We start from the raw sequence: 23,279 nt of genomic DNA, 5'->3' as shown, positions 1-23,279 counted from the left end.
TAAGCGCAGTGGAGCAAAACATGGCCAAACCCAGTATGGATAAACCCGCACAGGCGACCGGCGCCCTCACCGGCTTGCGCGTCATCGACCTGACGCAGATGCTCGCCGGGCCCTTCTGTACGCAGATCCTCGCCGACCACGGCGCGGAGGTGATCAAGGTGGAAGCGATGGCCGGCGACGGCACGCGGCTCACCGGCCCGTTCCGGGACGACGATGCCCTGCGTGATTTCGGCGGCTACTTCCAGAGCGTCAACCGCAACAAGCGCTCGATCGCCGTCGACCTGAAGAGCGCCGCCGGCCGCGACATCGTGCGCAGGCTGGTAGACGGCGCCGACATCGTGGTGGAGAACTTCCGCGCCGGCGTGATGGAGCGGCTCGGCCTGTCCTATGAGGTGCTGCGCGAGACCAACCCCCGGCTCGTCTACGGCACCGTGCGCGGCTTCGGCGACCCCCGCAGCGGCGAAAGCCCTTACGCGCACTGGCCAGCCTACGATGTGGTCTCCCAGGCCATGGGCGGCATGATGGGCATCACCGGCCCCGACCGGGATACGCCCACCAAGATCGGCCCCGGCGTGGGCGACACCGTACCCGCGCTGATGCTGTGCATCGGCATCCTCGCCGCCGTGCATCGCGCCCGCGCCAGCGGCGAAGGCCAGTTCGTCGATGTGGCCATGACGGACTGCGTGCTGGCCATGTGCGAGCGGATCGTCTACCAGACCTCCTACACCGGCGCGGTGCCGGCGCCCGAAGGCAACCGCCACCCGCTGCTCTGCCCTTTCGGGCTGTTCCGCTCGCGCGACGGCTATGTGTCCATCGCCTGCGCGCACGACGCCTTCTGGGAAAAGCTGGCGCTGGCGATCGGCCGCCCCGAACTGATCGGCGACGAAGCCTTCGCCACCAACGCGGCGCGCGTGCAAAACGCCCAGCGCGTCATCGACGCCATCGAGACGTTCACCGCCGTGCGCACCAAGGAGGAGATCGCGCAATGCCTGGGCGGCAAGGTGCCGTTCGGCCCGGTCTACACCTCGGCGGAGATCTTCGAGGACCCGCATTACCGGGTGCGCGAGATGCTGGTCGACGTGGAACAGCCGGGCTCGGCCGCGCCGGTGAAGATTGCCGGCGTGCCGATCAAGCTGAGCAGTACGCCGGGCGGCGTGCGCCAGCGCGCGCCGATGCTGGGCGAGCATACCGACGAGATCCTGTTGGCAGCCGGCTATGGGAAGGGAGACATTGAAACGATGCGCGGCGTGGGCGCGATCCGGTAGCGCCTGGGTCCGTCCATAAAGGACTCCGCTTCCCGCGGCGCTTCCCGGAGCAGCGGACTGGCGCAGCGGATAAACAGATAGACCGAACCCCGGTGCGATGGGCATTCGGCACTTCGTGGCGCCGGCGTTCAAACCGGCCCGAACCAGCCAGGCACCGGCAGCCAGCCGGCGCTTGCGCCCTTAATCGATAGTCGCACCGGAATGCTGGATTGTTGCCTTCCATTTGATGCGCTCCGCCTGCACAAAGCTGGCAAACCGCTCGCCGCTCAGGGGCAGCGGCATTCCCCCCATCTTGCTGATCGCTTCCACGGCCGCGCTGTCTTCCAGCAAGCGCCCAACCTGCGTCTGCCATTTCATGACAACCGGGGTCGACGTGCGTGCGGGAAAGAACAACCCGATCCAGGAGGTGGACTGCGCACCGGGATAGCCGGCCTCCGCGATGGTAGGTACCTGCGGCAGGAACGGCAAACGCGTTGACCCGGTCACGGCGAGTGCGCGAAGCTTGCCGGCCTGGACCTGGGCAAGCGTCGACACCGGGTAGTCGAACGTCATATCGACCTGCCCGCCGAGCAGGTCGTTGATCGATGGCGCACTGCCCTTGTACGGGATATGCACGAACTTTACGCCGGCCTGCGCCTGGAACAGTTCGGCGGCCAGGTGCGTTCCCGTGCCGTTGCCCGCGGATGACACCGTCAGCTTGCCGGGATGCGCTTTTGCAAACGTCACCAGTTCCTGGACGGACTGGTATGGCAAGCGGCTGTTGACCACCAGGATGTTCGGCACGGACATCAAGCCCTGGACCGCAACGAAATCCTTGGCCGGGTCGAAGCGCAGCGACTTGTACAGGTACTGGTTGGTCGCCATGGTGCCCTGCGTACCCAGCAGGATCGTGTAGCCGTCGGGCTCTGCCCGCGCAACGATCTCGCTTGCGACATTGCCGCCAGCGCCCGGGCGGTTGTCCACGATGACCCTGACACCGAAATCGCTCGTCATTCTGGCCGCCACCAGCCGGCCCAGCTGGTCGGTGATGCCGCCCGGCGGCCCGGGCACGACCAGCGTGACCGGCCTTGACGGGTAAGCCGCCTGCGCCGACGCCGGCGAAGCTGACCAGCACAAGCCTGTTGTGAACAAGGCCAGGGCAACGCCCCATGCGCGGCCCACCGGACGTGGCGAGCTCAGTTTGAAATGGCAAATCATTCGTCAGTCTCCTATATGTGGCATTTACGTCACTAAATGTGCTAACAACACCTCTTTTCTCGCAAATGGATAGCCCATTTCCTACGGATTGCCGTAGTGTACTTCTGCCTATCGTATTTAACAGCAGTTTTATTTCTTGACCGAGCTACGAAATCCCGTATAGTTATCCCATATGTCGTAGACAGAAATCTTCCAGGAACCCGAGCATGCCCACCCCGATCCCGGCAGCCAGCCGAACCATGGCCGTTTTTGAGGTGTTTGCCCGCGAAAAACGCGAGCTCTCCAACTCCGACATGGCGCGCCTGCTGGCGGTCGCCGAGAGCAGTTCCTCCGACCTGCTGCACACCTTGCATTCGCTTGGCTACCTGATGCGGACGTCGCGCACGCGCCGCTTCTACCCCACCGGCCGCCTGTTCGAGACCGCGCGCCAGATCCGGGAGAACGACCCGCTGACCACGCTGGCCCAGGAGGCGGTCGAACAGCTGACGGAAAAAACCAATGAAAGCGCCTTTTTCGGCGTGCTCGAATCCGCCGCCGTCAAGGTCGCCGCAGCGCAGCCAAGCCGGCTGCCGCTGCGCTACATCCTGGACGTGGGCGAGCGCGTTGCCCTGCACGCCTCCGCGCTGGGCAAGGCCTTGCTTGGGCTGATTCCGCCCGAGGCCGCGCGCGCAAGGCTGGAAGGCATCGAACGCAGGGCCATCACCCCGCATACGGTGGTCGACATCGATCCGCTGATGGCGCAACTGGCGCACGGGCGCGAACTCGGCTGGTACGAGGCGCGCGACGAAGGCACCGAGGGCGTAACCGCGCTGGCAGTCGCGGGATGGCTGGGCGACCAGCCGGTCGGGATTTCGCTGGCGGGCCCGGCGGAACGCATCGCAAAGCATCGTGAAACCTACCTGGCGGCACTGCGCGAAGTCCGGAATTCGCTGCTGGCCGACAGTTGAACCCAACCCATAGAGAATGGAGACAAAGAGATGGACCTAGGACTGAAAGACCGTGTCGCGGTCATCACCGGCTCGGCGCGAGGCATCGGCGCCGAGACCGCGCGCATGCTGGCGCAGGAAGGCATGGCTGTCGTCATCAGCGACCTTGACCTCGACGCGGCCGACGCGACCGCGCGCGGCATCGAGGCCGCTGGCGGCAAGGCCATCGCGGTGCAGTGCGATGTGCGCGATGAAGAGCAGGTACGCAAGATGATGGCGGCGGGCAACGAAGCCTTCGGCGGCATCGACGTACTGGTCAACAACGCCGGCCTGGTGAAGGACCGCACCATCCTCAAGATGGACGAGGCCGACTGGGACCTGGTGCTGGGCGTGACCCTCAAGGGCGCGTTCCACTGCTGCCGCGCCGCGCTGCCGTTCATGCATGCGAAGGGCTGGGGCCGCATCATCAACATCAGCTCGCGCGCGTTGTTCGGCAACCCGGGCCAGGCCAACTATTCCACCGCCAAGGCGGGGCTGGTCGGCTTCACCCGCGCGCTGTCGCTGGAGCAGGCGCGCAAAGGCGTGACGGTCAACGCGATCGCCCCGGGCTATATCGAGACCGAATACATCAAGAGCCTGCCGAACTACGACACCATCCTCGAGAACGTGATGGCGAAGAACGCCGTGACCTTCCCCGGCCAGACCAGCGACATCGCCGGCGCGGTGGCCTTCATGGCGTCGGAGCACGCCCGCTACATCACCGGCACCACCCTCTTCGTGACCGGAGGCCGCTATGGCTGAGCCGATGCTCGACGTCGACGGACTGGATGCCAGCCAGCAACTGCTGCGCGACAACATCCGCCGCTACCTGAAAGAGAACTTCACGCCGCGCATCCAGCAGGCCGAAGCCGACAAGCGCTTCCCGCACGAGCTGATCGGCGGCCTGGCGGACTTCGGCTATCTCGGCGGCTACCTGCCGGAAGCCGACGGCGGCCTTGGCCTGGACTACCTGACATGGGCCGTGATGATGGAAGAAGCCGGCTATTGCTGGCTGTCCCTGCGCATTCTGCTCAACGGCCTGAACATCGTTTCCGGAATCATCAACGCCTACGGCACGGAAGACCAGAAGGCGCGCTTCATGCGTCCGCTGCTGCGCAACGAGCGCAAGACCTTCGTGTCGATCTCGGAGCCGGACGTCGGCTCCAATGTCGCCGAGATCAAGACCCGGGCCGACAAGCGCGGCGACCGCTACGTGCTGAGCGGCAGCAAGCTGTGGATCACCAACGGCCTGTTCGCGGACTTCGGCATCGTCGTGGCGCGCACGTTCAGCGAGACCTGCAATGGCGAACTGTCGCTGTTCCTGGTCGAACGGGACGAAACGCCGTATGAAATCCGCCCGGTCGAGACGATGTTCGCGCGCAGTACCGGCACGGCCGCGTTTTCCTTCGACAATGCCGAAGTGCCGGCCGCCAACCTGCTCGGCCGCGAAGGCCAGGGCCTCAAGCAGATCCTCATCGGCCTTAACTTCGGGCGACTGAACGTGGCGATGGGCGCCGTGGGCGCGGCGCAGTCCGCGCTGGACCTGTCGACCGAGTATGCGCTGCAGCGCAAGCAGTTCGGCCGCCCCATCGGTTCGTTCCAGCTGGTGCAAAAGCACATCGTCGACATGACCATGAAGACGCTGGCCGCGCGCGCGCTCGGCTACCGCGCCGCGCGTTCCATGCAGAACGGCAACTCGCGCACGGAATGCTCGATCGCCAAGCTGTATGCGACGGAAGCCGCCTTCGAAGTCGCGAACCTCGCGCTGCAGGTCCATGGCGGCATGGGCTACGCCACCGAATACCCCATCGAGCGCATCTTCCGTGACACCCGCGGCGGCATGATCCCCGAGGGCACCACGGAAATTCAGACCCTCATCATCGGCCGCGAAATCCTGGGCATCAGCGCCCTGACCTGAGCCCTGGCACGCTATACGGAGACACCAGACATGACCCAACCCGCCATCCTCGAACAGATCGCAAATACCACGCTTTACTGGGAAGACCTGACTCCCGGCATGACGTACTCGACCTCGTCGCGCACCATCACCGAGGCTGATGTGGCTGCCTTCGCCGCGCTGACCGGCGACTTCAACAAGGTGCACGTCGACGCCGAATACGCCAAGGGCACCATCTTCGGCCAGCGCATTGCCCACGGCATGCTGGTGGCGTCGTTCATGGCCGGCCTGACTTCGCGCTCGATTCCCAACCAATTCTTCGAAGGCTCGCTATTCAGCGTGCTGGAGAACCGGCTGAAGTTCCCCAAGCCCACCTTCATCGGCGACACCATCCGCGTGGACATCGAAGTGGTGGAGCAGAAGGCCACCAGCCGCCCGGACCGCGGCATCGTCGGCTTCCTGCGCAAGGGCATCAACCAACGCGGCGAAGTGGTGGCCGAAATGGCCGCCACCTGCCTGTTCAAGCGCCGCCACCCCGGGGAAGCACAATGAGCGCAGGCAACGATCCCTCGCCGCCGAGCTTCACCGACCTGTCCAGGCTGGTCCTGCCGCAATCGATTGTGCTGGTCGGCGCCTCGGAGAAGCCGGACAGCATCGGCGGACGCACGCTGGAGAACCTGACCAAGTACTCGGAATTCACTGGTGAACTGCTCCTGGTCAACCCGGGCCGCACGGAGATCCATGGCCGGCCTTGCGTGGCTTCCGTGCTGGACCTGAAGGCGGCGCCCGACCTGGCCATCCTGGCCGTGCGCGCGGACACGGTGCTCGACACCCTGCGCGACTGCGGCAAGATTGGCGTCAAGTTTGCCATCGTCTTCACCTCTGGTTTCGGCGAAACCGGCGAAGCCGGCCGTGCCGTGGAAGCGCAGATGCGCGCGATCGCGCACAGCACCGGCATGCGGATCTACGGTCCGAATTGCCCGGGACTGAACAACATGAACGCGCGCCTTGGCCTGACGTTCTCGCCGGCCTGGCGCATTGACCGCCGTCCCGGCCCGATCGGCGTGGCCACGCAGGGCGGCGGCCTCGGACGCTCGTTCATCCAGTCGATGGATCGCGGCGTCGGCATCGGGCTGTGGTGCTCCGGCGGCAATGAAGTGGATCTGGAGGTCAGCGACTTCATCCACTACATGGCTGACGCCCCGGATATCAAGGTCATCGTCACCACGCTGGAAGGCGTGCGCAACGGCCCGCGCTTCATGGCCGCCGCGCTGCACGCGGCCCGCCGCGGCAAGCCGATCGTGGCGATCAAGGTCGGCAAGTCGGAGTACGGCGCCAGGGCGGCCCAGTCGCATACGGCCGCCATTGCCGGTTCCGCCGAGATCAACACCGCCGTATTCCGCGAGCTGGGCATCATTGAGGTCGATGACATCGACGAGCTGATCGATGTCGCCTCGCTGCTGTCCAGGGCGACGCCCACCGGCCGCGAACAGCTTGCCGTATATAGCTTCTCGGGCGGCACCGCCGCGCTCGCCTCCGACATGGTCGGCACCGCCGGCCTGAAGCTGGCCGAGTTCGCGCCCGAGACGGTCGCCGCGCTGAAGAAGGCCCTGCCCGGCTATGCCGCCGTCGACAATCCTGTCGACGTCACGGCGGAAGTGCTGGTCAATTCGGAAGTCAGCTACGCCACCCTGAAGGCGACGGCGAGCGATCCGAATACCGACCTGGTGATGGTGCCGATTCCGGTCGAGTACGGCCAGACCACCGTCCTGCTCGGCGAAAGCCTGGTCAAGGTGCAGGGCGAAGTGACGACGCCCATCGTGCCGGTCTGGATGAGCGACCGCACGGGCGAAGGCCACCGCAAGATGATCGATGGCGGTCTGATGCCCATGCGCGCCATCGGCAACACCGTGCTGGCCATCAAGCGCTTCATCGCGTATGGCCGCTGGCGCGCCGAGTTCGACCACAAGTGGCTGCCGCTGGGCAGCGTGGGCGAGGCCGAAGCCACCGCGAACCTGTCGGAAGCCAGGACCAAGTCTCTGCTCAAAAAGGCGGGGATCCCCGTACCCGACGGCGTGGTTGCCCGCTCCGCCGACGAAGCCGCGCAGGCCTTCCGCGACGTGGCGAACGGCAAGGCGGTGATGAAGATCGTCAGCCCCGCGATTACTCACAAGACCGATATCGGCGGCGTATGCCTGGGCATCGCATCCGAAAGCAACGCCAAGGCCGCGTTTGAGGCGATACATGCCAACGGCTGCAAGGCGTGCGCGCCCGGCGAGATCGAAGGTGTGCTGGTGGAGCCCATGCTGCCCTCACCCTTCGTGGAAGCCGTGGTCGGCATTCACCGCGATCCCGTGTTCGGCCACGTCTGCACTTTCGGGCTGGGCGGCGTGAGCATCGAACTGTTCAAGGACGTCAGCCGGCGGCTGCTGCCGCTAACGCCGAAGTCGGCCCGGCAGATGATCGCCGAGACACGCTGCCACGAACTGCTCAAGGGCCATCGTGGCCAGCCCGCGTGCGACATCGACGCGCTGGTCGATACGCTGGTGAAGCTGAGCGACTTCGTCGTCAGGCATGCCGGCCAGGTCGACGAGCTGGAAATCAACCCGCTTGCGGTCCGGCCGCAAGGACAAGGAGTGACCGCGCTGGACGCTGTCCTCTCGTATCAAGGAATGGAGCCTTCCCAATGGTAAAGACTGAAATCGGCTACACGACCACCGACACCATCATGGTGCGTGGCCTGAACCTGGCCACCGAGATCATCGGCAAGTTCGACTTCGTCGACATGATCTTCCACACCACCCTGGCGCGCCTGCCCAGCCAGCAGGAAAAGGTCATGGTCAACGCCCTGCTGGTGACCACGGCCGACCACGGCATCACGCCCAGCTCGCTGGCGGCGCGCCTGACCTACATTGGCGCGCCCGAGGCGCTCCAGGGCGCGGTTGCCGCGGGCCTGCTGGGCGCCGGCAGCGTCTTCCTCGGCACCATGCAGAATGGCGCGGAGATGCTGATCGAGGGCGCCCGCGAGCTGACCAGCGACGCCACCGATGAGCAGATCCTCGAGGCGGCGCGGACCGTGATCCGCCGTCACAAGGAACTGCGCAAGCCGATCTACGGCGTCGGCCACCCGATCCACGTCGATGGCGATCCGCGCGTGCCGACACTGCGCGAACTGTCGCGCGCCAATGGCTACTACGGCGTGCACTGGCGCCTGATGGACGCCATCGGCCAGGTGCTGACCAAGGAACAGAACAAGCCGCTGCCGCTCAATGCGGTGGGTGCGATCGCGGCCGTGGTCGCGGCCATGGGCCTCGATCCGCTGATCGCGCGCGGCCTGTCGCTGGTCGGCCGCTCGGCTGGCTTGCTTGCGCACGTGATGGAAGAAAAGAGCGCGCCCATGGCGCGGGAAGCCTGGCAACTGGTGCTGAAGGACGACCCGCGCAACGTGCTGCCATGACGGCACTCCCCATGCTCCCTGTTGCCCGCGGCATGGCGCCGATGCCGGATTGACGATATGCCACAGCTATCCCCATCCCGCATGGAAGGGCTCATCGACCTGCGGCAGGAAGTCCGGCAGTTCAGCCGGCACCTGCAGCAGTGCGCCGCCAGTTCGGCGCGTGGCGGCGACCCCCATGCCTACAACCTGACGCTGCGGCAGATGATCGACAGCCGCATTCGCGCCAGCGACCCGCGCCTGAAGATCCTCTGCTACGCGGCGGCGGCGGAACTCGGGATTGCGGTGGAGCTGCATGCGGATGAATGCAAGCAGGCCATGACGGGGGCTCGGGGTTTCTCATTGCGCGTCCTGTTCTGGGCGGCGCATCGCCGCATGCTCGGCGTGGCACGGGCCCGCATGCCGGGCCCCATGCCCGAGCCGTCCTTCCGCTGACCGGTTGACAGGCGGCGCAATCCCTGTTCCAGGGCCCTGCAAGACAAGTACGGAGACAACACGATGAAATCAAACAGGGCGGGCCCGCTGGCCGGCATCCGTGTTCTGGAGATGGCGGGGATCGGTCCCGGCCCCTTCTGCGGCATGCTGCTGGCCGACCTGGGCGCGGACGTGGTCGTGGTCGATCGCGTGCCGGCCGGCGCGCAGGAGCCGGACCTGAGCCAACATGCGCTGTCGCGGCGCGGCAAACGCGCCGTGGCCATCGATCTGAAGACGCCGGCTGGCGTGGCCACCGTGATGGACCTGGCCGCACAGTGCGACGCCTTGATCGAAGGCATGCGCCCCGGCGTGATGGAGCGGCTCGGGCTGGGTCCGGAACTCTGCCTGCAGCGCAATCCGCGCCTGGTGTATGGACGCATGACAGGCTGGGGCCAGCATGGCCCGCTCGCCCGTGCCGCCGGACACGATATCAACTACATCGCGCTGTCCGGCGCGCTTTGGTATGCGGGCCAGCCCGGCGAAGCGCCGGTGGCGCCGCCAAGCCTGGTCGGGGATGTTGGCGGCGGCGCCATGTATCTCGCCGTGGGCTTGCTGGCGGGCATCACAAGCGCGCGCACGACCGGCAAGGGCCAGGTCGTCGACGCTGCCATTGTCGATGGCAGCGCCCACATGATGACGCTGCTGCACGGGCTGATGGCATCCGGCAGGATGGATGGCCCGCGCGGAACGAGCCTGCTGGACGGTTCCCACTGGTACAAGACCTATCGTTGCGCCGACGGCCGCCATATCTCCATCGGCCCGGTCGAACCGCAGTTCTACCAGCAGTTGCGCGAGAAGCTCGGCCTGGATGCCGATCCGACCTACGATGATCAGTACAACCGTGCCATCTGGCCCCAACTCAGCGAGCGCCTGACTATCCTCTTTGCCAGCCGCGACCGCGATGCCTGGTGCGCGCAGCTGGAAGGCACCGACGTCTGCTTTGCGCCTGTGCTCAGCCCGGAGGAAGCGGCGAACCATCCGCATATGCAGGCGCGCGGCGTCTACACGCGCGAGCGCGGCGTGCTGGAGGCGAATCCGGCGCCGCGTTTTTCCGGGACACCCGCCGGCGCGCCGGGGGCAATTCCCCATCGCGGCGAGCATACCGATGCCGTGCTCGCCGACTGGCTCGCGCGCTGACGGCACAGGCGCGGCGCCAGAAGGGCCAGGGCACTGCCAACAGACTATTCGGCGCATGTTACGCCAGGCATGCGCCACCTTTGCATGACGGAGACAAGAATGAAGATGAACTTCGCCCGCTTGACCGGGCAACTGGCGATGCTCCATCGCGACCGCGAGGCGCTGGTCAACATCGAGCGTAGCCGGCGTTTCACCCACGCGGAGCTGCATCGCTACACCAATCGTGTCGTCAACATGATGCGCGAGCGGCTGTCGCTGCGCCGTGGCGACATTTACATGTGCATCCTCGAAAACGACAACCTGTCGCTGCTGCACGCCTGGACCGCGCTCAAGGGCGAGGCCGCCGTCGCCTGGACCAACTACCGGGATTCCATCGACGAGCACCGCTGGCAGATCGATTTCATCCGTCCCAAGGTCGTATTCCTTGAGAACGCGCTGCTCGACCGCTACTTCGACATGCTGCGCGAGCGCGGCATCCAGGTAGTCTGCATGGACCCGCCCGCAACCGCGCGCGACGGCCTGTCCTGCTTCGGCGACCTGCTCGAAGGCGTCGAGGATACGGATCCCGGCATCGAAAGCGACACCACCAGCGACATCCTGGTGTACCGCTTCACCGGCGGCACCACCGGCAAGAGCAAGTGCGCGCAGTACACCATGGACAACTGGCTCTCCAACCGCGATTCGTTCTATGCGGTGGACGAGCACTGGCTGGACGCCGGCACCCGTTACATGCATATGGCACCGATCAGCCACGGCTCGGGCATGGGCATGCTGCCCACGCTGTTCCGCGGCGGCTGCACGGTCACGCAGAACATGCCCGACCTGGACCAGTGGTGCCGCAATGTCGAAACCGAGAAGATCACCATCGGCATGATGGTGCCCACCCTGCTCTACCGCCTGCTGGACATGGCGCAGGCGTCGGCCTACGACCTGTCCAGCCTGAGCACCCTCTTCTATGGCGCGGCGCCGATGAGCCCGGTCAAATTGCGGCAGCTGCAGCAGCGCTTCGGCAATATCTTCGTGCAGGTATACGGCTCCACCGAGTGCATCCAGCGCGTGAGCGCGCTGACCAAGGCCGACCACGCCACCGCCACGGACGAACGGCTGGGCTCCGCGGGCCGCGTGATAGCGGGCACCGAACTGCTGGTGGCCGACGAAGCGGGCAAGGAACTCCCACCGGGCCAGACCGGCGAAATCTGGCTGCGGGGCCGCGGGATCATTCCGGGATACTTCAACAATCCGGAGGGAACGGCGGCCGAATTCGAGGACGGCTTCTGGAAATCCGGCGACCTCGGCTATGTCGATGAAGACGGCTTCCTGTTCATCGTGGACCGCAAGAAGGACATGATCATTACCGGCGGCTTCAACGTCTACGCCATCGAAGTCGAAGCCGCGCTGAATTCGCATCCTGCGGTTGCCATCTCGGCCGTGGTGGGCATTCCGCATGAGCAATGGGGCGAGGCCGTGCATGCCGAGGTCGTGCTCAAGCAAAGCGCCGAGGTCAGCGAGGCGGTGCTTATCGAGCACGTCAAGAGCAGCATTGGCAGGTTCAAGGCACCCAAGGCGATCACCTTCGTCGCCGAGTTGCCGGTCAGCGTCGTCGGCAAGGTACAGCGCAGGCAGGTGCGGGAGAAGTACTGGAAAGGCCACACGCGGCGGGTAGCTTGACGTTGGGAAGGCGTAAAGAGAATGTCGCCTTTGCATTTCACTCTTTGAGGGTCTCCCGTCTCATGCACGTTCCCCCCCATCTCACCACCGCGGGCGTGGTGCGCGACCACGCGAAGCACGATCCCGATCGGGTTGCGTTGACCTTCGAGGGCGCATCGGTACGCCCGGATCAGGTCCGGACTTACGGCGATCTGTGGCGTAACGGGCAGGCAATGGCCCATGGTTTGCATTCGATGGGCTACCGCCGGGGCGATATCATCGCCACGCTGATGGCCAACCATGCCGAGGTCGTCGAACTGTTGATCGCTTCGGCGATCCTGGGGACGGTAGTCGTCCCCATTGATCCAAGAACCCGTGGCGAAAAGCTTCGCTTCATGATCCGCGATTCGGCAGCCTGTGCCCTGGTCATGGCGGACTATGCCCTGCCTCAGATTGCAGAGATCCCGTGCGCGCTGCCTGACCTCAGGCACGTGTTCGTACTGGCTACGGACGAAGGGCCAGAGCCATCTGCGTGGCCGGCGTCGGCACTCGGCATGGACGCCCTGCGCCTGCCTTGCCAGGATGAGTTGCCGCATGACGGGACAGAACCAGACAGCGCCATGGAGATCCTCTTCACCTCCGGCACCACCGGCGATCCCAAGGGGATTGTGCTGACCCATCGCCGCTACTGCACGTCAGCGAGGAGCGTGCTGGAACGGTTCGGCTACACCGGCACGGATACGCTCTATTCCGGACTGTCGCTGACCCACGGCAACGCCCAGACCGTGACGCTGGGAGCGGCACTGTGCGGCGGCTTGCACGCAGTGTTCTCCCGCCGCTTCACCAAATCGCGCCTGTGGGACATTGCCCGGCAATACGGTTGCACCACCCTCACGTTATTGGGTGGCATGCCGGCGGCGCTGTACGCGGAGCCGCCAAGGCCCGGCGATCGCAATCACCGCGTGCGCCTGGTCATCTCGGCGGGCATGCCGGCAGCGCTGTGGCGCCCGTTCGAGCAACGCTTCGGCGCACGGATCCTGGAATTCTACGGCCAGGCGGAGGGCGGCATGGCTTTCAACCCGGTGGACGCTGGCCCGGTCGGGAGCATCGGCAGACCGAGTCCCAACTTCATCCACCGCATCGTCGACGAGCAAGGACACGATGTACCGGCCGGCGCGTCAGGCGAGCTGCTGCTTCGGCACGCCGACGGCCAGCCTTATCGGGTCGACTACGTGAACCACCCCGAGGCGTCCGCGGTCAAGTGCGCGGATGGCTGGTTGCACACGGGCGACATGGTGCATGAGGATGCGCAGGGCTGGTTGTTCTTTGATCACCGCAAGGGGAACGGCATCCGGCGCAACGGAGATTTCATCAATACGGCATTCGTGGAAAAGGCCATCGCGGAATCCGGACTGGTCGACGACGTCTATGTCTATGGTGTCAAAGCCGCCTCCGGGGCACCGGGCGAAAAGGATGTCGTCGCGGCCGTGGTACCGGCTCGCGGCAAGGCCTTCAACGTGGACGACCTGTTTGCCAGTTGCCGCGCGCGTCTCGAGACGAATTTCGTGCCGTCCTTTGTACAGGTGCTGGAACAGATCCCGAAGACCGCATCGGAGAAGCCGCAGGACCGCGTCCTGATCGAGGCGTTGAAGAATCACCCCCAACAGGTGCACAAGCATCGGCCCGCCGGGCAGTCACCCGATCAACAGGACATGGTGCAAAGGCAATGAAGATTGCGGCATTGTCTGCTGTCGTTACCGGAGGCGCGTCGGGGCTTGGCCTCGCGTGCGCCCGCGAGCTGGTCAGCCGGGGCGTTGCCGTGGTGATAGCCGACCTGTCCGAATCCCATGGCATTGCCGCGGCGGCCGAACTGGGGCCATTGGCGCGCTTTGTCAGGGCGGACGTTTGCGATGCCGCGCAGATGTTGCACGCCTGCGATACGGCCGCCTCGCTCGGCGCCCTGCGTGTGCTGATCCATTGCGCAGGCGCGGGAGGTCCGGTGCGCGTGGTCGAAAGGGATGGCAGTGCGGGCTCGCTGGAGAAGTACGAGTCGATCGTTCGCACCAACCTGGTGGGTACCTTCAATGCGCTGAGGCTGGCAGCGGCGCGCATGGCCCTGAATGAGCCCGTCGATGGCGAACGCGGCGTATGCGTGCTCACGGCATCGGTCGCGGCGTACGAAGGCCAGATCGGCCAGGCGCCGTATGCCTCGGCCAAAGCCGGCGTGGTCGGCATGACGCTGGTGGCGGCGCGCGACCTCGCGCACAGGCTGATCCGCGTCTGCACCATCGCCCCCGGCGTGTTCGACACACCGCTCTTTGCCAAGGCGCCGGAGTATGTACGCTCCGCGCTCGCCGCGTCGGTGCCGCATCCCGCGCGGCTCGGCATGCCTGAGGAATTTGCCGCCACCGCGATGCACATCATCGAGAACGCGATGCTCAATGGCGAGACCATTCGGCTGGATGGCGCCATCCGGATGTCGGCCCGCTGATGCCCCAACACGCGCACAGCTTTCATCACGCATGACAACAACGCACGAGGAGAACGCATGGACACCCTGGTTTCACGGACCCGAAGACGCATCATGGGCTTCGCCGCCGGCGGCGCGCTACTGACCCTGGCGTCGCCAGCAAGGGCGCAGGCGCAGAAGTATCCAGAGCGGTATATCAAGATCGTCTCGATCACGAGCCCAGGCACGGTACTCGACGACTACAGCCGCCAGCCGGCCAAATACCTTGGCGAGGCGCTTGGGCAGAGCGTGGTGGTCGAGAACCGCCCCGGAGCCAACATGATCATCGCTACCGATTACGTGGCAAAGGCCGCCCCGGACGGCTACACCCTGCTGCTTGCCGCGTCCAGCGCGATGTCCGCCAATCCCTTCCTGTTCAAGCGCCTGCCCTACGACCCGGTGAAGGACTTCGTGCCGCTGGCTCGCGTCTCTTCGCTTTCGCTGGCGTTGCTTGTGCCCGGTACCTCGCCCTTCAAGACCGTCGCCGACCTGGTTGCCGCGGGGCGTGCGAGGCCGGGCTCGCTCAACTGCGCCACCGTCAGCACGGGCTATCGGGTGATGGTGTCGGCCTTCAATGAGGCGGCAGGAATCAAATCGGTCAATGTTCCCTATAAGTCCGCCGCCGGCCTGTTGCCCGATCTGATCAGCGGCGTCGTGGACTATAGCGTCGTCGAGGCTTCCTACATCCTGCCGCACCTGCAGTCCGGCAAACTGCGCGCGCTTGCCATGCTGAGCGCCAAGCGGCTGCCGCAAGCGCCAGGCGTTCCGACCCTGGCGGAAACCGGCATGCAGGACGCCGCGATGGCCGATGCCATTTCAAGGATCAGCTGGGTCGGGCTGTTCGCGCCGGCGGGCACGCCAGCGCCGATTGTCAGCAATCTGGAACGGCTGATCCTGGCATTCGCTACCTCGCCGATCGCCATGGCTCATCACGCCGCCCATGGCACCATGCCGAACCCTGGAACCAGCGCCGAACTGGGCAAGACGGTCATTTCCGATCAGGCCATCTGGAAACGCATGATCGCAGTCTCGGGCCTGCAGCCCGAGTGATTCCAAGACGTGGCGCGGTGCGGCCACCTCCGGGCCACCTTTCATCGATCACGTGCTGCGGGGGGATGACCAGTTCCGTGCGCGATGCCATGGCATCGACCTGGGCCTCTCCGTGCCGGTCCATGATCCGGATAGCCCCACGTTCGGCGTTACCGAAGCGCTGGTTGCCTTCTGCGCCGAGGACAACATAGCCGTCGGATGAACGCCCAACGAAAAAAGCCGGCGCCCCCCAGCGCCGGCCTTCCTCGCCTCCCCCTCTCAGAACGCCGAAATCCCCGTCAGCCGGCGCGAGATGAACAAGCGCTGGATCTCCGTGGTGCCATCGGGAATCGGGATGATGATGGCTTCGCGCAGATAGCGCTCTACGTTGAACTCCTTGGTGATGCCGTTGCCGCCGTGCAGCTGGACGGCGTCGCGACACACCTGGACCGCGGCTTCGGTCGCGAATGCCTTGGCCATGGAAGCCTCCAGGTCACAACGCACGCCGGCATCCATCATGCCAAACACGCGCATGCACATCAGGCGGGCGGCGTCGAGCATCATCGCCATGTCCGCGATCTTGGCCGCGATCAGCTGATGGCCGGCGATGATCTTGCCGAACTGCTTGCGCTCCTTGGCATAGGCGATCGATTCTTCGAGCGCTGCTCGCATGATGCCGACCGACAGCATGCCGACATGGCCGCGAGCGTGCTCGAACATCTTCATGGTGTTCTTCAGGCCCGCGCCTTCGTCGTCGATCAGGTTGGTGGCGGGCACGCGTGCATCGGTGATGAAGATCTGCGCGGTGGATTGCGAGTTCAGCCCGATCTTCTGGATATTGCGCGCCTCGTAGCCATGCGCCTCGCGGTCGATCACGATGTGCGAGAGCCCGTTCTCGCCGCGCACGGTGCAGATCAGGAAGTCGGAGTAAAAGCCGTTTGTGATCCAGGTCTTCTCACCGTTGATGATGAAGTGGTCCCCGTCGCGCACCGCGCGGGTCTTGATCTCGGCTACGTTGGAGCCGACGTCCGGCTCGCTGATACCGGCGCAGCCGAACAGCTTGCCTGCCAGGATGCCCGGCAGGTAGCGGTCGCGAATCTCCGGTTTTGCCGACAGCAGGCGCCGGGCGATGCCGTTGTTGATCATCACGGTCAGCGCGATATCGCACGAACAGGCAACCAGTTCCTCGAACAGCATGCAATGCGTGGTGAACGACAAGCCCATGCCGCCATGCTCGACGGGGAGCGTGCAGCCGGGCAAGCCGAACTGCGCGATCTTCTGGGTCAGCTCGCGCATGGTTTCCTTGGGGATGAAGCGGTCGCGATACTCCTTGACGACGGGCTTGATCTCGGCCTGCAGGAACTTGCGGAAGCTCTCGACCGCCAGGGTCTGGTCTTCGGTGGGAAGTTGATATGTCATGGTCGATACTCTTGGCTTTAGGTTAGGCGCGGCGGCGAAGCCGGCAATGCATTCGGGATTGGCGCGATGCGCGCGATGCGATCAATAGCCCCGGAACTGAGGCTCGCGCTTCTCGGCAAAGGCGCGCAGGCCTTCCTGGATGTCGTACGAGCGCTTGTGATCGCGCAGCTCCAGCACCTCCTGGCGCAGCGCATCCGCCGTGGTCTTGTCGGTGGCCTGTGCCGCCACGCGCTTCATTCGCGCAAGCACCAGCGGGCTCTTCCGGGCCAGCTTGTCGCCCAGCGCCTGCGCGCGATCGCACAGTTCGGCATCGGCAAGGACTTCGTTGACCAGGCCATAGCCCTTCATCTCGGCCGCGCTCAGCGAGTCACCGGTAAACAGCAGGTAGCGGGCCACGTTGTCCGGCACCTTGCGCGGCAGGATCGCCGCACCGCCGCCGCCGGGAAATACGCCATAGTTGGAGTGCGCATCACCCAGCCGTGCGCTTTCGGCAGCCAGGACGATGTCGCAGGCCAGCACCACTTCCAGCCCGCCGGCCAGCGCCAGGCCGTTGACTGCCGCGATCACGGGCTTGGGAAATGCACGCAGCGTGTCGAAAAAAGCCACGATGATGTCGAGTGAGTCCTTTTCGCCAGGTGCGGGCGGCGCCGCGCCTTGCTTGAGGTCGGCCCCGGCGCAGAAGGCGCGCCCGGTACCCGTGAGCACCGCGACGCGCACGGCGGGATCGTCGCGCCAGGCCTGCAACTGCGCCGTCATACCCTCGACCATCTCGCGGGTCAGGCTGTTCAGCTTGTCGGGACGGGTCAAGGTCAGCCAGCCAACCGAGCCGACCACTGCTTGCGAAAAACTCATGTGTGTCTCCAGGAATATGTACGGGTATCCGTCTCGACGTCGATGTCGATGTCGATGTCGATGTCRATGTCGATGTTGATCTTTCGGCAGGATCAATCTAATCGTCCGCCCCGCCCCTGGCACTACTCGTTCGGGGTGGGCCGGACGGAGGCACCCGGCCGCCTCGCCGGTTCCGCGGCTATCATGGTTACGGAGAGTTGCACGCAAAACGGAAGTTATGTTCTACTGCGCTTCGATTTTCGGAACGCGGCAAGCCCGATGGAGTGCGTGAATGCGAGTAGCCCCTGACATTGTTCTCACCGACGCCGAGCGCGCCGCACTGGAACAATTGCGGGATGCCGACGGCGGCGCCACCCGCCTTGCACAGCGCGCACACATGGTGCTGCTGGCCGCGGCGGGCATGCAGAACAAGGACATCGCCGAACGGCTCGGCGTGGGCCGAGTGCAGGTTTCGCGCTGGCGCGAGCGCTATGCGAAGCTGCGGCTCGCGGGCATCGAGGCCAGCCTTCCGCGCGGCGCGCCCCCGGTAAAGGTCGACATCGCGCGGCTGGTAGCGCTGACCACCCAGGGCCGGCCGGATTCACCCGCCCCCTGGAGCACCCGCAAGCTGGCCGAACAGCTGGGGGTGAGTGCCGCAAGCATCTCGCGGCACTGGCGGGCGGCCGGCCTGGCGCCGCCCGCCGCGCAGAAACCCGGCGTCGCCGCCGACCTCGGCCTGGCCGGCGAGCCTCTGGAAATCGTTGGCCTGTATATGGCGCCGTCCGAACATGCCCTGGCGATCCATGCCGGCGGCGAGACCATGCCAGCACCGGCCGAAGAGGCCGCGCACAGCGGCCGGCCTGCCAGCGTCGCGCGCTTGCTGGCCGCGCTCAAGGGGATGCAGGAGGACATGCAGACCCCGACGCGGACCCGGACGGCAATGCAGACGCGGCAGCGCGAAAGCGAGTGGCTTGCCTTCCTGCGCAAGCTCGAGCGCAGCACGCCGGCCGGCGCGCGCCTTCACCTGATCGCCGACAACTACGCGACGCATCAGCACGCGGCCGTGCTGAAGTGGCTGGCACGGCACCCTCGTATCGAAGCCCACTTCGCGCCGAACCCTGCATCATGGCTGCGGATGCTGCAGCGCTTTTTCCGCGCCACCGCCGCGCAACCGCGGCGGCCCGGAGTGCCCTCCATGCCGCTATTGCTGGAGGCAATCGACGCGCACCTTCCGCGCGGCGACGGCAGGCCGTATATCTGGATGCCCGCTCAGGAGCTCAAGCCGGCCGCGGCTTTCGCGCAGGCCTTAAGTTCCGGTGACGACGCAACACATCTCGCAGATTCCGCGGAGCAGGAACACGCCTCACGGAGCCATTCGACAGCAGAAGCCACGGACATGCCAGCATCGGGCAGCGCCGTGGAGCCCATTGCCAGCACCAAGGTGATGCCGCCCCGCGTGGCCCGCAACCTGATTCCGCGCGAGGCATTGATGGCGCGCCTGCAGGAAGCGCGGCGCCAGCGCTGCGTCGTCGTCCAGGGCCAGGCCGGCAGTGGCAAGACCAGTACCCTGCTGGCCTGGCGCAGGTCGCTGCTGGCGCTGGACTACGACGTCACCTGGCTTTCCCTGGCGGTGGAGGACAACGAACCGGGCCGCTTCTTCGATTGCCTGCTGGCCAGCATCGGCGAAGTGGATCCCGCCATTGTGCGGGAAACCGCCTTGCTGATCGGGCGCGACACTGACGCTGCCGCCATCGAGCATTGGGTCATCAGCCTGGTGCAGGGCCTTGCCCGGTATCGGCGCGAAATCGTGGTGATGCTCGACGACCTGCACCATATCGACGACGCGCGTATCTACCAGGCGTTGCAGTGGCTGCTGGACTATGTGCCCGCGCATGTGCACCTGGCGCTCAGCTCCCGCAGCGCGTTGCCGCTCTCGCTGGAGCGCTTGCGCTCGCAAGGCAAGCTCACTGAGGTCGACATGCGCGACCTTCGCTTTACCGCCGACGAATCGGAGCAATTCCTGTGCGAACGCCTGGGGGGCATCGGCAAGCGCGACGCGGCCGCCCTGCACGCGCTCACCGACGGCTGGGTTGCGGGCCTGCAGCTGTTTGCCGTGGACCTGCGGGCTCGGGGGGGCGGCACCTACCCGCTCGTCCAGGTGCGCGACGCGCGGACATTCGCCAGCTATTTCGAGCAGGAAGTGCTGGTGCGCCTGGCGCCCGACGACCTGGACATGCTGACGCGCATGGCCGTTTGCAACCGCATCTGCGCCCCACTGTGCGCCAGCGTGCTGGGACAGCCTCAATACGCCGCACAGATGGAGGCCCGGCTGGCGCGGCTGGAGAACGATAACCTGTTCATCACGCAGATCGGCAGCCACGACCGGGAAACCTGGTATCGCCTGCATCCGCTGCTGCGAGAGGTCTTGCTGACGCGCGTGGCAGGGTGGTCCGACGATGCGCGACGCGCGCTCCACGTGGACGCATGGCACTGGTTTGGCGAGCGCGGACATATCGACGATGCCGTGCGCCACGCCGTGCTCGCGGGCGACGCGGGCGCGGCCGCCGCCATGGTGGAGACCTGCGCCTACGAGCTGCTGTCCGGGGGCGAGCTCGGCCAGCTGGCCAGCCTGCTGCGCCGGCTGCCGGCCGAGCAGGTGCAGGCGCGCTTCGGCATTCTTGTCGCCTCGGCTTACCTGCAGTTGTACACGCGGAAGTTCGACGCCTTGCGGGAAAGCCTGGCACGGATGGAATCGCAGCACGCCATGCTTGACGCTGGCCAGCGCTACGCCATCACCCTGCTGCGCTGCGGCCTGGCGCTGCAGCAGGACGATACCGATACGGTGTACGCCCTGCTCGAGGCCGTGCGCGACATTCCTCGCGATGCCAGCGATTTTGCCTGGACCGGCCGCAGCAACATCCTGGCGTGGGCTTACGTCTACCGTGGCCAGTACGATCGCGCGCGAGCGGTGCTCGATGACACCGGCGAGCGCCCCGGCGCGCCGCGCAGCCGCCTGCTGGGCCGCTGCATCAGCGCCATGAGCCTGACGCTGGAAGGTAGCATCGTCCCGGCCGAGCGGATCGTGCGCGAGGTGCTGCGCGAGGCCGACGAGCGCGGCGCCCCCTATGCGGGCCTGTCGTGCATGGCCGCCGGGCTGCTTGCGGATACGCTATACGAGCTGAACGATTTCGAGGGGGCGCTGCGGCTGCTGGAGCCGCGCATTGACGTGCTGGAGCGCGTCTCGCTGCCCGACACCGTGATGCGCGCGCTGCTGGTGCTGTCGGAGGCGCAATGGCTGACGGGCCGCCGCGCGGAGGCGGGTACCTGCCTGGACCGGCTCGAGACCTATGCCGTGCGTTTCGGGCTGGACAGGCTGCTGGTGAGCGCGCTCGGGCTGCGCTTGCGGCACCACCTGGACCAGGGCCAGATGGAGCAGGCCGGTGCCGTGCTGCAACGTCTCGAGGCGCTTGGCGCCCGCCACGCCGGAAAATCCCTGCGCGTCACCTACGGCGTGGAGCGCGCCCGCATCGAGATGTGCCTCTACGTCCATGATTTCGCCGGCGCCGTGGCCCGCATAGAGCCCTATATCCGCGCCTGCGAGCAACGTGGCCAGCAGGTGCGGGTCGCCACATTGTGGCTGCAATTGGGCATCGCCCGGCAGCAGCTCGGCAACGCGCAGGCGGCGCTGCCGCACTTGCGCCAGGCACTGCGGATCGGCCACCGGCTCGGCCTGGTGCGCACCCTGCTCGATGTTTCCAGCGACCTGCCCCGGGTTCTCGGCGCGCTCCTCGACACGCAAGCGCTGGATCCCGTGCTGACCTTCTATGCGCAGCGCCTGCAATCGGCCGCCGCCGCCGCGCCCCACGATGCTGGCCCCCGCAAGGGCATGCCGGCCTCAGCCTCTCAAGCACTCAGCGAGCGCGAGCACGAGATACTTAGCCTGGTTGCGCAAGCCATGCCGAACAAGAAGATCGCGCTGGTGCTGAACCTGTCGCCGGAGACGGTGAAGTGGCATCTGAAGAACATCTACGCCAAGCTCGGCGTGACCGGGCGTGGCGGTGCCGCCGCGCGCCTGCGCGACCTGGCCGGCACACAACCACCCGCGCAGCGCACATAAGCGCCAGGCCGGCGGCCCGCGGTTGCGGGATCCGCGCGTCTCACGCGCGGCCGGCAGCACACCAGCTGTGAATCCGCGACACCATCCCTGACGCACGGCAAGCCTGCCGGCGTCGTGCAAACCTGGCCGCCTTGCCGTTTCATACGAAACACCCTCGCCACCCGAACGGCGCCCCGCACGCGCCGCCCCCCCGGCCCGGGGAGTGCCCTCCCCCCCTGGCACGGCAATCATTCAGCCAACACGAGAACACGGTGACTCCGCCGAAAGAGTCGTCCCCGCCATGCTGGATACGGGAACCGGTTCCGGCGCTGCCCGCAGCGCCTATCCACAAAACAACGAATGACAGGAGACCCGCATGACCCCCTTCACCTCACTCGCCCGTCGACGCATCGCGGCATTCTGCTCCCTGCTGGCACTGGCTGTCCCGGCCACCGCGCAGCACTACCCCGAGCGGATGGTGCGGGTGGTGTCCGTCTCCAGCGCAGGCACCGGCGCTGACGCCTATACGCGCCTGCTGGCGAAGTACCTGGCAGAGAAGCTCGGGCAGAGCTTCGTGGTGGACAACCGCCCCGGCGCCAACATGATCATGGCCGGCGAGTTCGTGGCCAAGGCAGCGCCGGACGGCTACACGCTGTTGCTGGCCACCTCCGGTACCATGGCGGCCAACCCGAACCTGTTCAAGCACCTGCCCTACGATGCCCGCAAGGATTTCGCGCCCATCGCGCGCTTGTCGATGCTGCCGGTGGCCATCGTGGTGCCCGCCAGCTCGCCCTATCACAACGTGGCCGAACTGATAGCCGGCGCGCGCGCCAAGCCCGGCAAGTTGAACTACGGCACGGCCAGCGCGCCCTCCCAGGTCGCGGTCGCCGCCTTCAACGAGGCCGCCGGCATCAAGGCGGTCAACGTCCCATACAAGGGCATGGCCAACATGATGACCGACCTGATGGGCGGCACCATGGACTACGGCCTTACCGATATCGCGTCCGCGGTGCCGCAAGTCCAGGCCCGCAAGCTGCGCGCGCTGGCGGTCATGAGCCCGAGCCGCATGGCCCTGTTGCCCGACACGCCCACCCTGGCCGAAGCCGGCGTGCAGGGCGTGCAGATGGTGAGCTGGACCGGCCTGTTTGCGCCGGCCGGCACGCCGCAGCCGATCATCGACAAGCTGGCGCGCCTGAGCCTCGAATTCGTCAGCTCGCCGGAAGCCAAGACCCACTATGCGGAGCGCGGCAGCCTGGCCTTCCCGGCCACCGGTCCCGAGCTTGGCAAGAGCGTCGTCGAGGACCAGAAGATGTGGAAGCGGTTGATCAACCTCGCCGGCATCCAGCCCGAGTGATCACG

The 23,279-nt window shown here is 66.1% G+C and carries 18 protein-coding genes; 15 read left to right on the top strand and 3 right to left on the bottom strand.

Going from position 1 to position 23,279, the window contains the following annotated elements; all coding sequences use genetic code 11:
- The first annotated feature begins 20 nt into the window (after positions 1–20).
- Entirely contained in the window at positions 21–1,265 is a 1,245-nt protein-coding gene (locus tag AC1DT6_RS28495; protein ID WP_441629567.1) for a CaiB/BaiF CoA transferase family protein, read from the top strand.
- Positions 1,266–1,445: 180 nt separating this feature from the next.
- Here AC1DT6_RS28495 and AC1DT6_RS28490 read toward each other — a convergent pair whose 3' ends face one another.
- Complete coding sequence (locus AC1DT6_RS28490; RefSeq protein WP_441629566.1) at positions 1,446–2,462, bottom strand: Bug family tripartite tricarboxylate transporter substrate binding protein; 1,017 nt, start codon at positions 2,460–2,462, stop codon at positions 1,446–1,448.
- A gap of 206 nt (positions 2,463–2,668) precedes the next feature.
- Between AC1DT6_RS28490 and AC1DT6_RS28485 the strand changes: the two genes are divergently transcribed.
- From AC1DT6_RS28485 to AC1DT6_RS28430, 12 genes are all read left to right on the top strand, one after another.
- The gene (locus AC1DT6_RS28485) at positions 2,669–3,409 is read left to right on the top strand and encodes an IclR family transcriptional regulator (RefSeq protein ID WP_441629565.1); all 741 of its coding nucleotides are present in this window, start codon (positions 2,669–2,671) and stop codon (positions 3,407–3,409) included.
- 30 nt (positions 3,410–3,439) lie between these two features.
- Positions 3,440–4,189: an SDR family NAD(P)-dependent oxidoreductase gene (locus AC1DT6_RS28480; RefSeq protein ID WP_441629564.1), complete on the top strand. Its 750-nt coding sequence runs from the start codon at positions 3,440–3,442 to the stop codon at positions 4,187–4,189.
- Complete coding sequence (locus AC1DT6_RS28475; RefSeq protein ID WP_441629563.1) at positions 4,182–5,345, top strand: acyl-CoA dehydrogenase family protein; 1,164 nt, start codon at positions 4,182–4,184, stop codon at positions 5,343–5,345. Before AC1DT6_RS28480 ends, AC1DT6_RS28475 begins: the two co-directional genes overlap by 8 nt.
- Positions 5,346–5,375: 30 nt before the next feature.
- Positions 5,376–5,876, top strand: coding sequence for a MaoC family dehydratase (locus AC1DT6_RS28470; protein WP_441629562.1), 501 nt, complete (start codon positions 5,376–5,378; stop codon positions 5,874–5,876).
- Entirely contained in the window at positions 5,873–8,017 is a 2,145-nt protein-coding gene (locus AC1DT6_RS28465; RefSeq protein ID WP_441629561.1) for an acetate--CoA ligase family protein, read from the top strand. The genes AC1DT6_RS28470 and AC1DT6_RS28465 overlap by 4 nt, the downstream gene beginning before the upstream one ends.
- Positions 8,011–8,781 (top strand): citryl-CoA lyase, encoded by a 771-nt coding sequence (locus AC1DT6_RS28460; RefSeq protein ID WP_441629560.1) that lies wholly within the window; start codon positions 8,011–8,013, stop codon positions 8,779–8,781. The genes AC1DT6_RS28465 and AC1DT6_RS28460 overlap by 7 nt, the downstream gene beginning before the upstream one ends.
- A 57-nt stretch (positions 8,782–8,838) precedes the next feature.
- On the top strand, positions 8,839–9,213 hold the full coding sequence (locus AC1DT6_RS28455) for a hypothetical protein (RefSeq protein ID WP_441629559.1): 375 nt from the start codon (positions 8,839–8,841) through the stop codon (positions 9,211–9,213).
- A 63-nt stretch (positions 9,214–9,276) separates the two neighbouring features.
- Entirely contained in the window at positions 9,277–10,389 is a 1,113-nt protein-coding gene (locus AC1DT6_RS28450; RefSeq protein ID WP_441629558.1) for a CaiB/BaiF CoA transferase family protein, read from the top strand.
- 99 nt (positions 10,390–10,488) lie between these two features.
- Complete coding sequence (locus tag AC1DT6_RS28445; RefSeq protein ID WP_441629557.1) at positions 10,489–12,057, top strand: class I adenylate-forming enzyme family protein; 1,569 nt, start codon at positions 10,489–10,491, stop codon at positions 12,055–12,057.
- Entirely contained in the window at positions 12,054–13,766 is a 1,713-nt protein-coding gene (locus tag AC1DT6_RS28440; protein WP_477115135.1) for an AMP-binding protein, read from the top strand. The genes AC1DT6_RS28445 and AC1DT6_RS28440 overlap by 4 nt, the downstream gene beginning before the upstream one ends.
- A complete protein-coding gene (locus AC1DT6_RS28435) occupies positions 13,763–14,527 on the top strand; it encodes an SDR family NAD(P)-dependent oxidoreductase (protein ID WP_477103719.1) in 765 nt (254 codons plus the stop codon). The genes AC1DT6_RS28440 and AC1DT6_RS28435 overlap by 4 nt, the downstream gene beginning before the upstream one ends.
- 57 nt (positions 14,528–14,584) lie before the next feature.
- Entirely contained in the window at positions 14,585–15,595 is a 1,011-nt protein-coding gene (locus tag AC1DT6_RS28430) for a Bug family tripartite tricarboxylate transporter substrate binding protein (RefSeq protein WP_441629554.1), read from the top strand.
- Positions 15,596–15,853: 258 nt separating this feature from the next.
- Here the strand turns inward: AC1DT6_RS28430 and AC1DT6_RS28425 are convergent, their stop codons facing one another.
- Both AC1DT6_RS28425 and AC1DT6_RS28420 read right to left on the bottom strand, forming a co-directional pair.
- The gene (locus AC1DT6_RS28425; RefSeq protein ID WP_441629553.1) at positions 15,854–16,993 is read right to left on the bottom strand and encodes an acyl-CoA dehydrogenase family protein; all 1,140 of its coding nucleotides are present in this window, start codon (positions 16,991–16,993) and stop codon (positions 15,854–15,856) included.
- 81 nt (positions 16,994–17,074) lie between these two features.
- The gene (locus AC1DT6_RS28420; protein WP_477103718.1) at positions 17,075–17,845 is read right to left on the bottom strand and encodes an enoyl-CoA hydratase/isomerase family protein; all 771 of its coding nucleotides are present in this window, start codon (positions 17,843–17,845) and stop codon (positions 17,075–17,077) included.
- Positions 17,846–18,116: 271 nt separating this feature from the next.
- Here AC1DT6_RS28420 and AC1DT6_RS28415 point away from each other — a divergent pair, with 271 nt between their 5' ends.
- Positions 18,117–21,941, top strand: a complete 3,825-nt coding sequence (locus tag AC1DT6_RS28415) for a LuxR C-terminal-related transcriptional regulator (protein ID WP_477103717.1) — start codon at positions 18,117–18,119, stop codon at positions 21,939–21,941.
- Between the two features lie 355 nt (positions 21,942–22,296).
- The gene (locus AC1DT6_RS28410; protein WP_441629550.1) at positions 22,297–23,274 is read left to right on the top strand and encodes a Bug family tripartite tricarboxylate transporter substrate binding protein; all 978 of its coding nucleotides are present in this window, start codon (positions 22,297–22,299) and stop codon (positions 23,272–23,274) included.
- The last annotated feature ends 5 nt before the right edge of the window (positions 23,275–23,279 follow it).

The sequence above is a fragment of the Cupriavidus sp. 01L45 genome (genome assembly GCF_056399885.1).
Note: the sequence above shows the minus strand (reverse complement) of the source record. Positions and strands in the feature narration are given on the sequence as shown.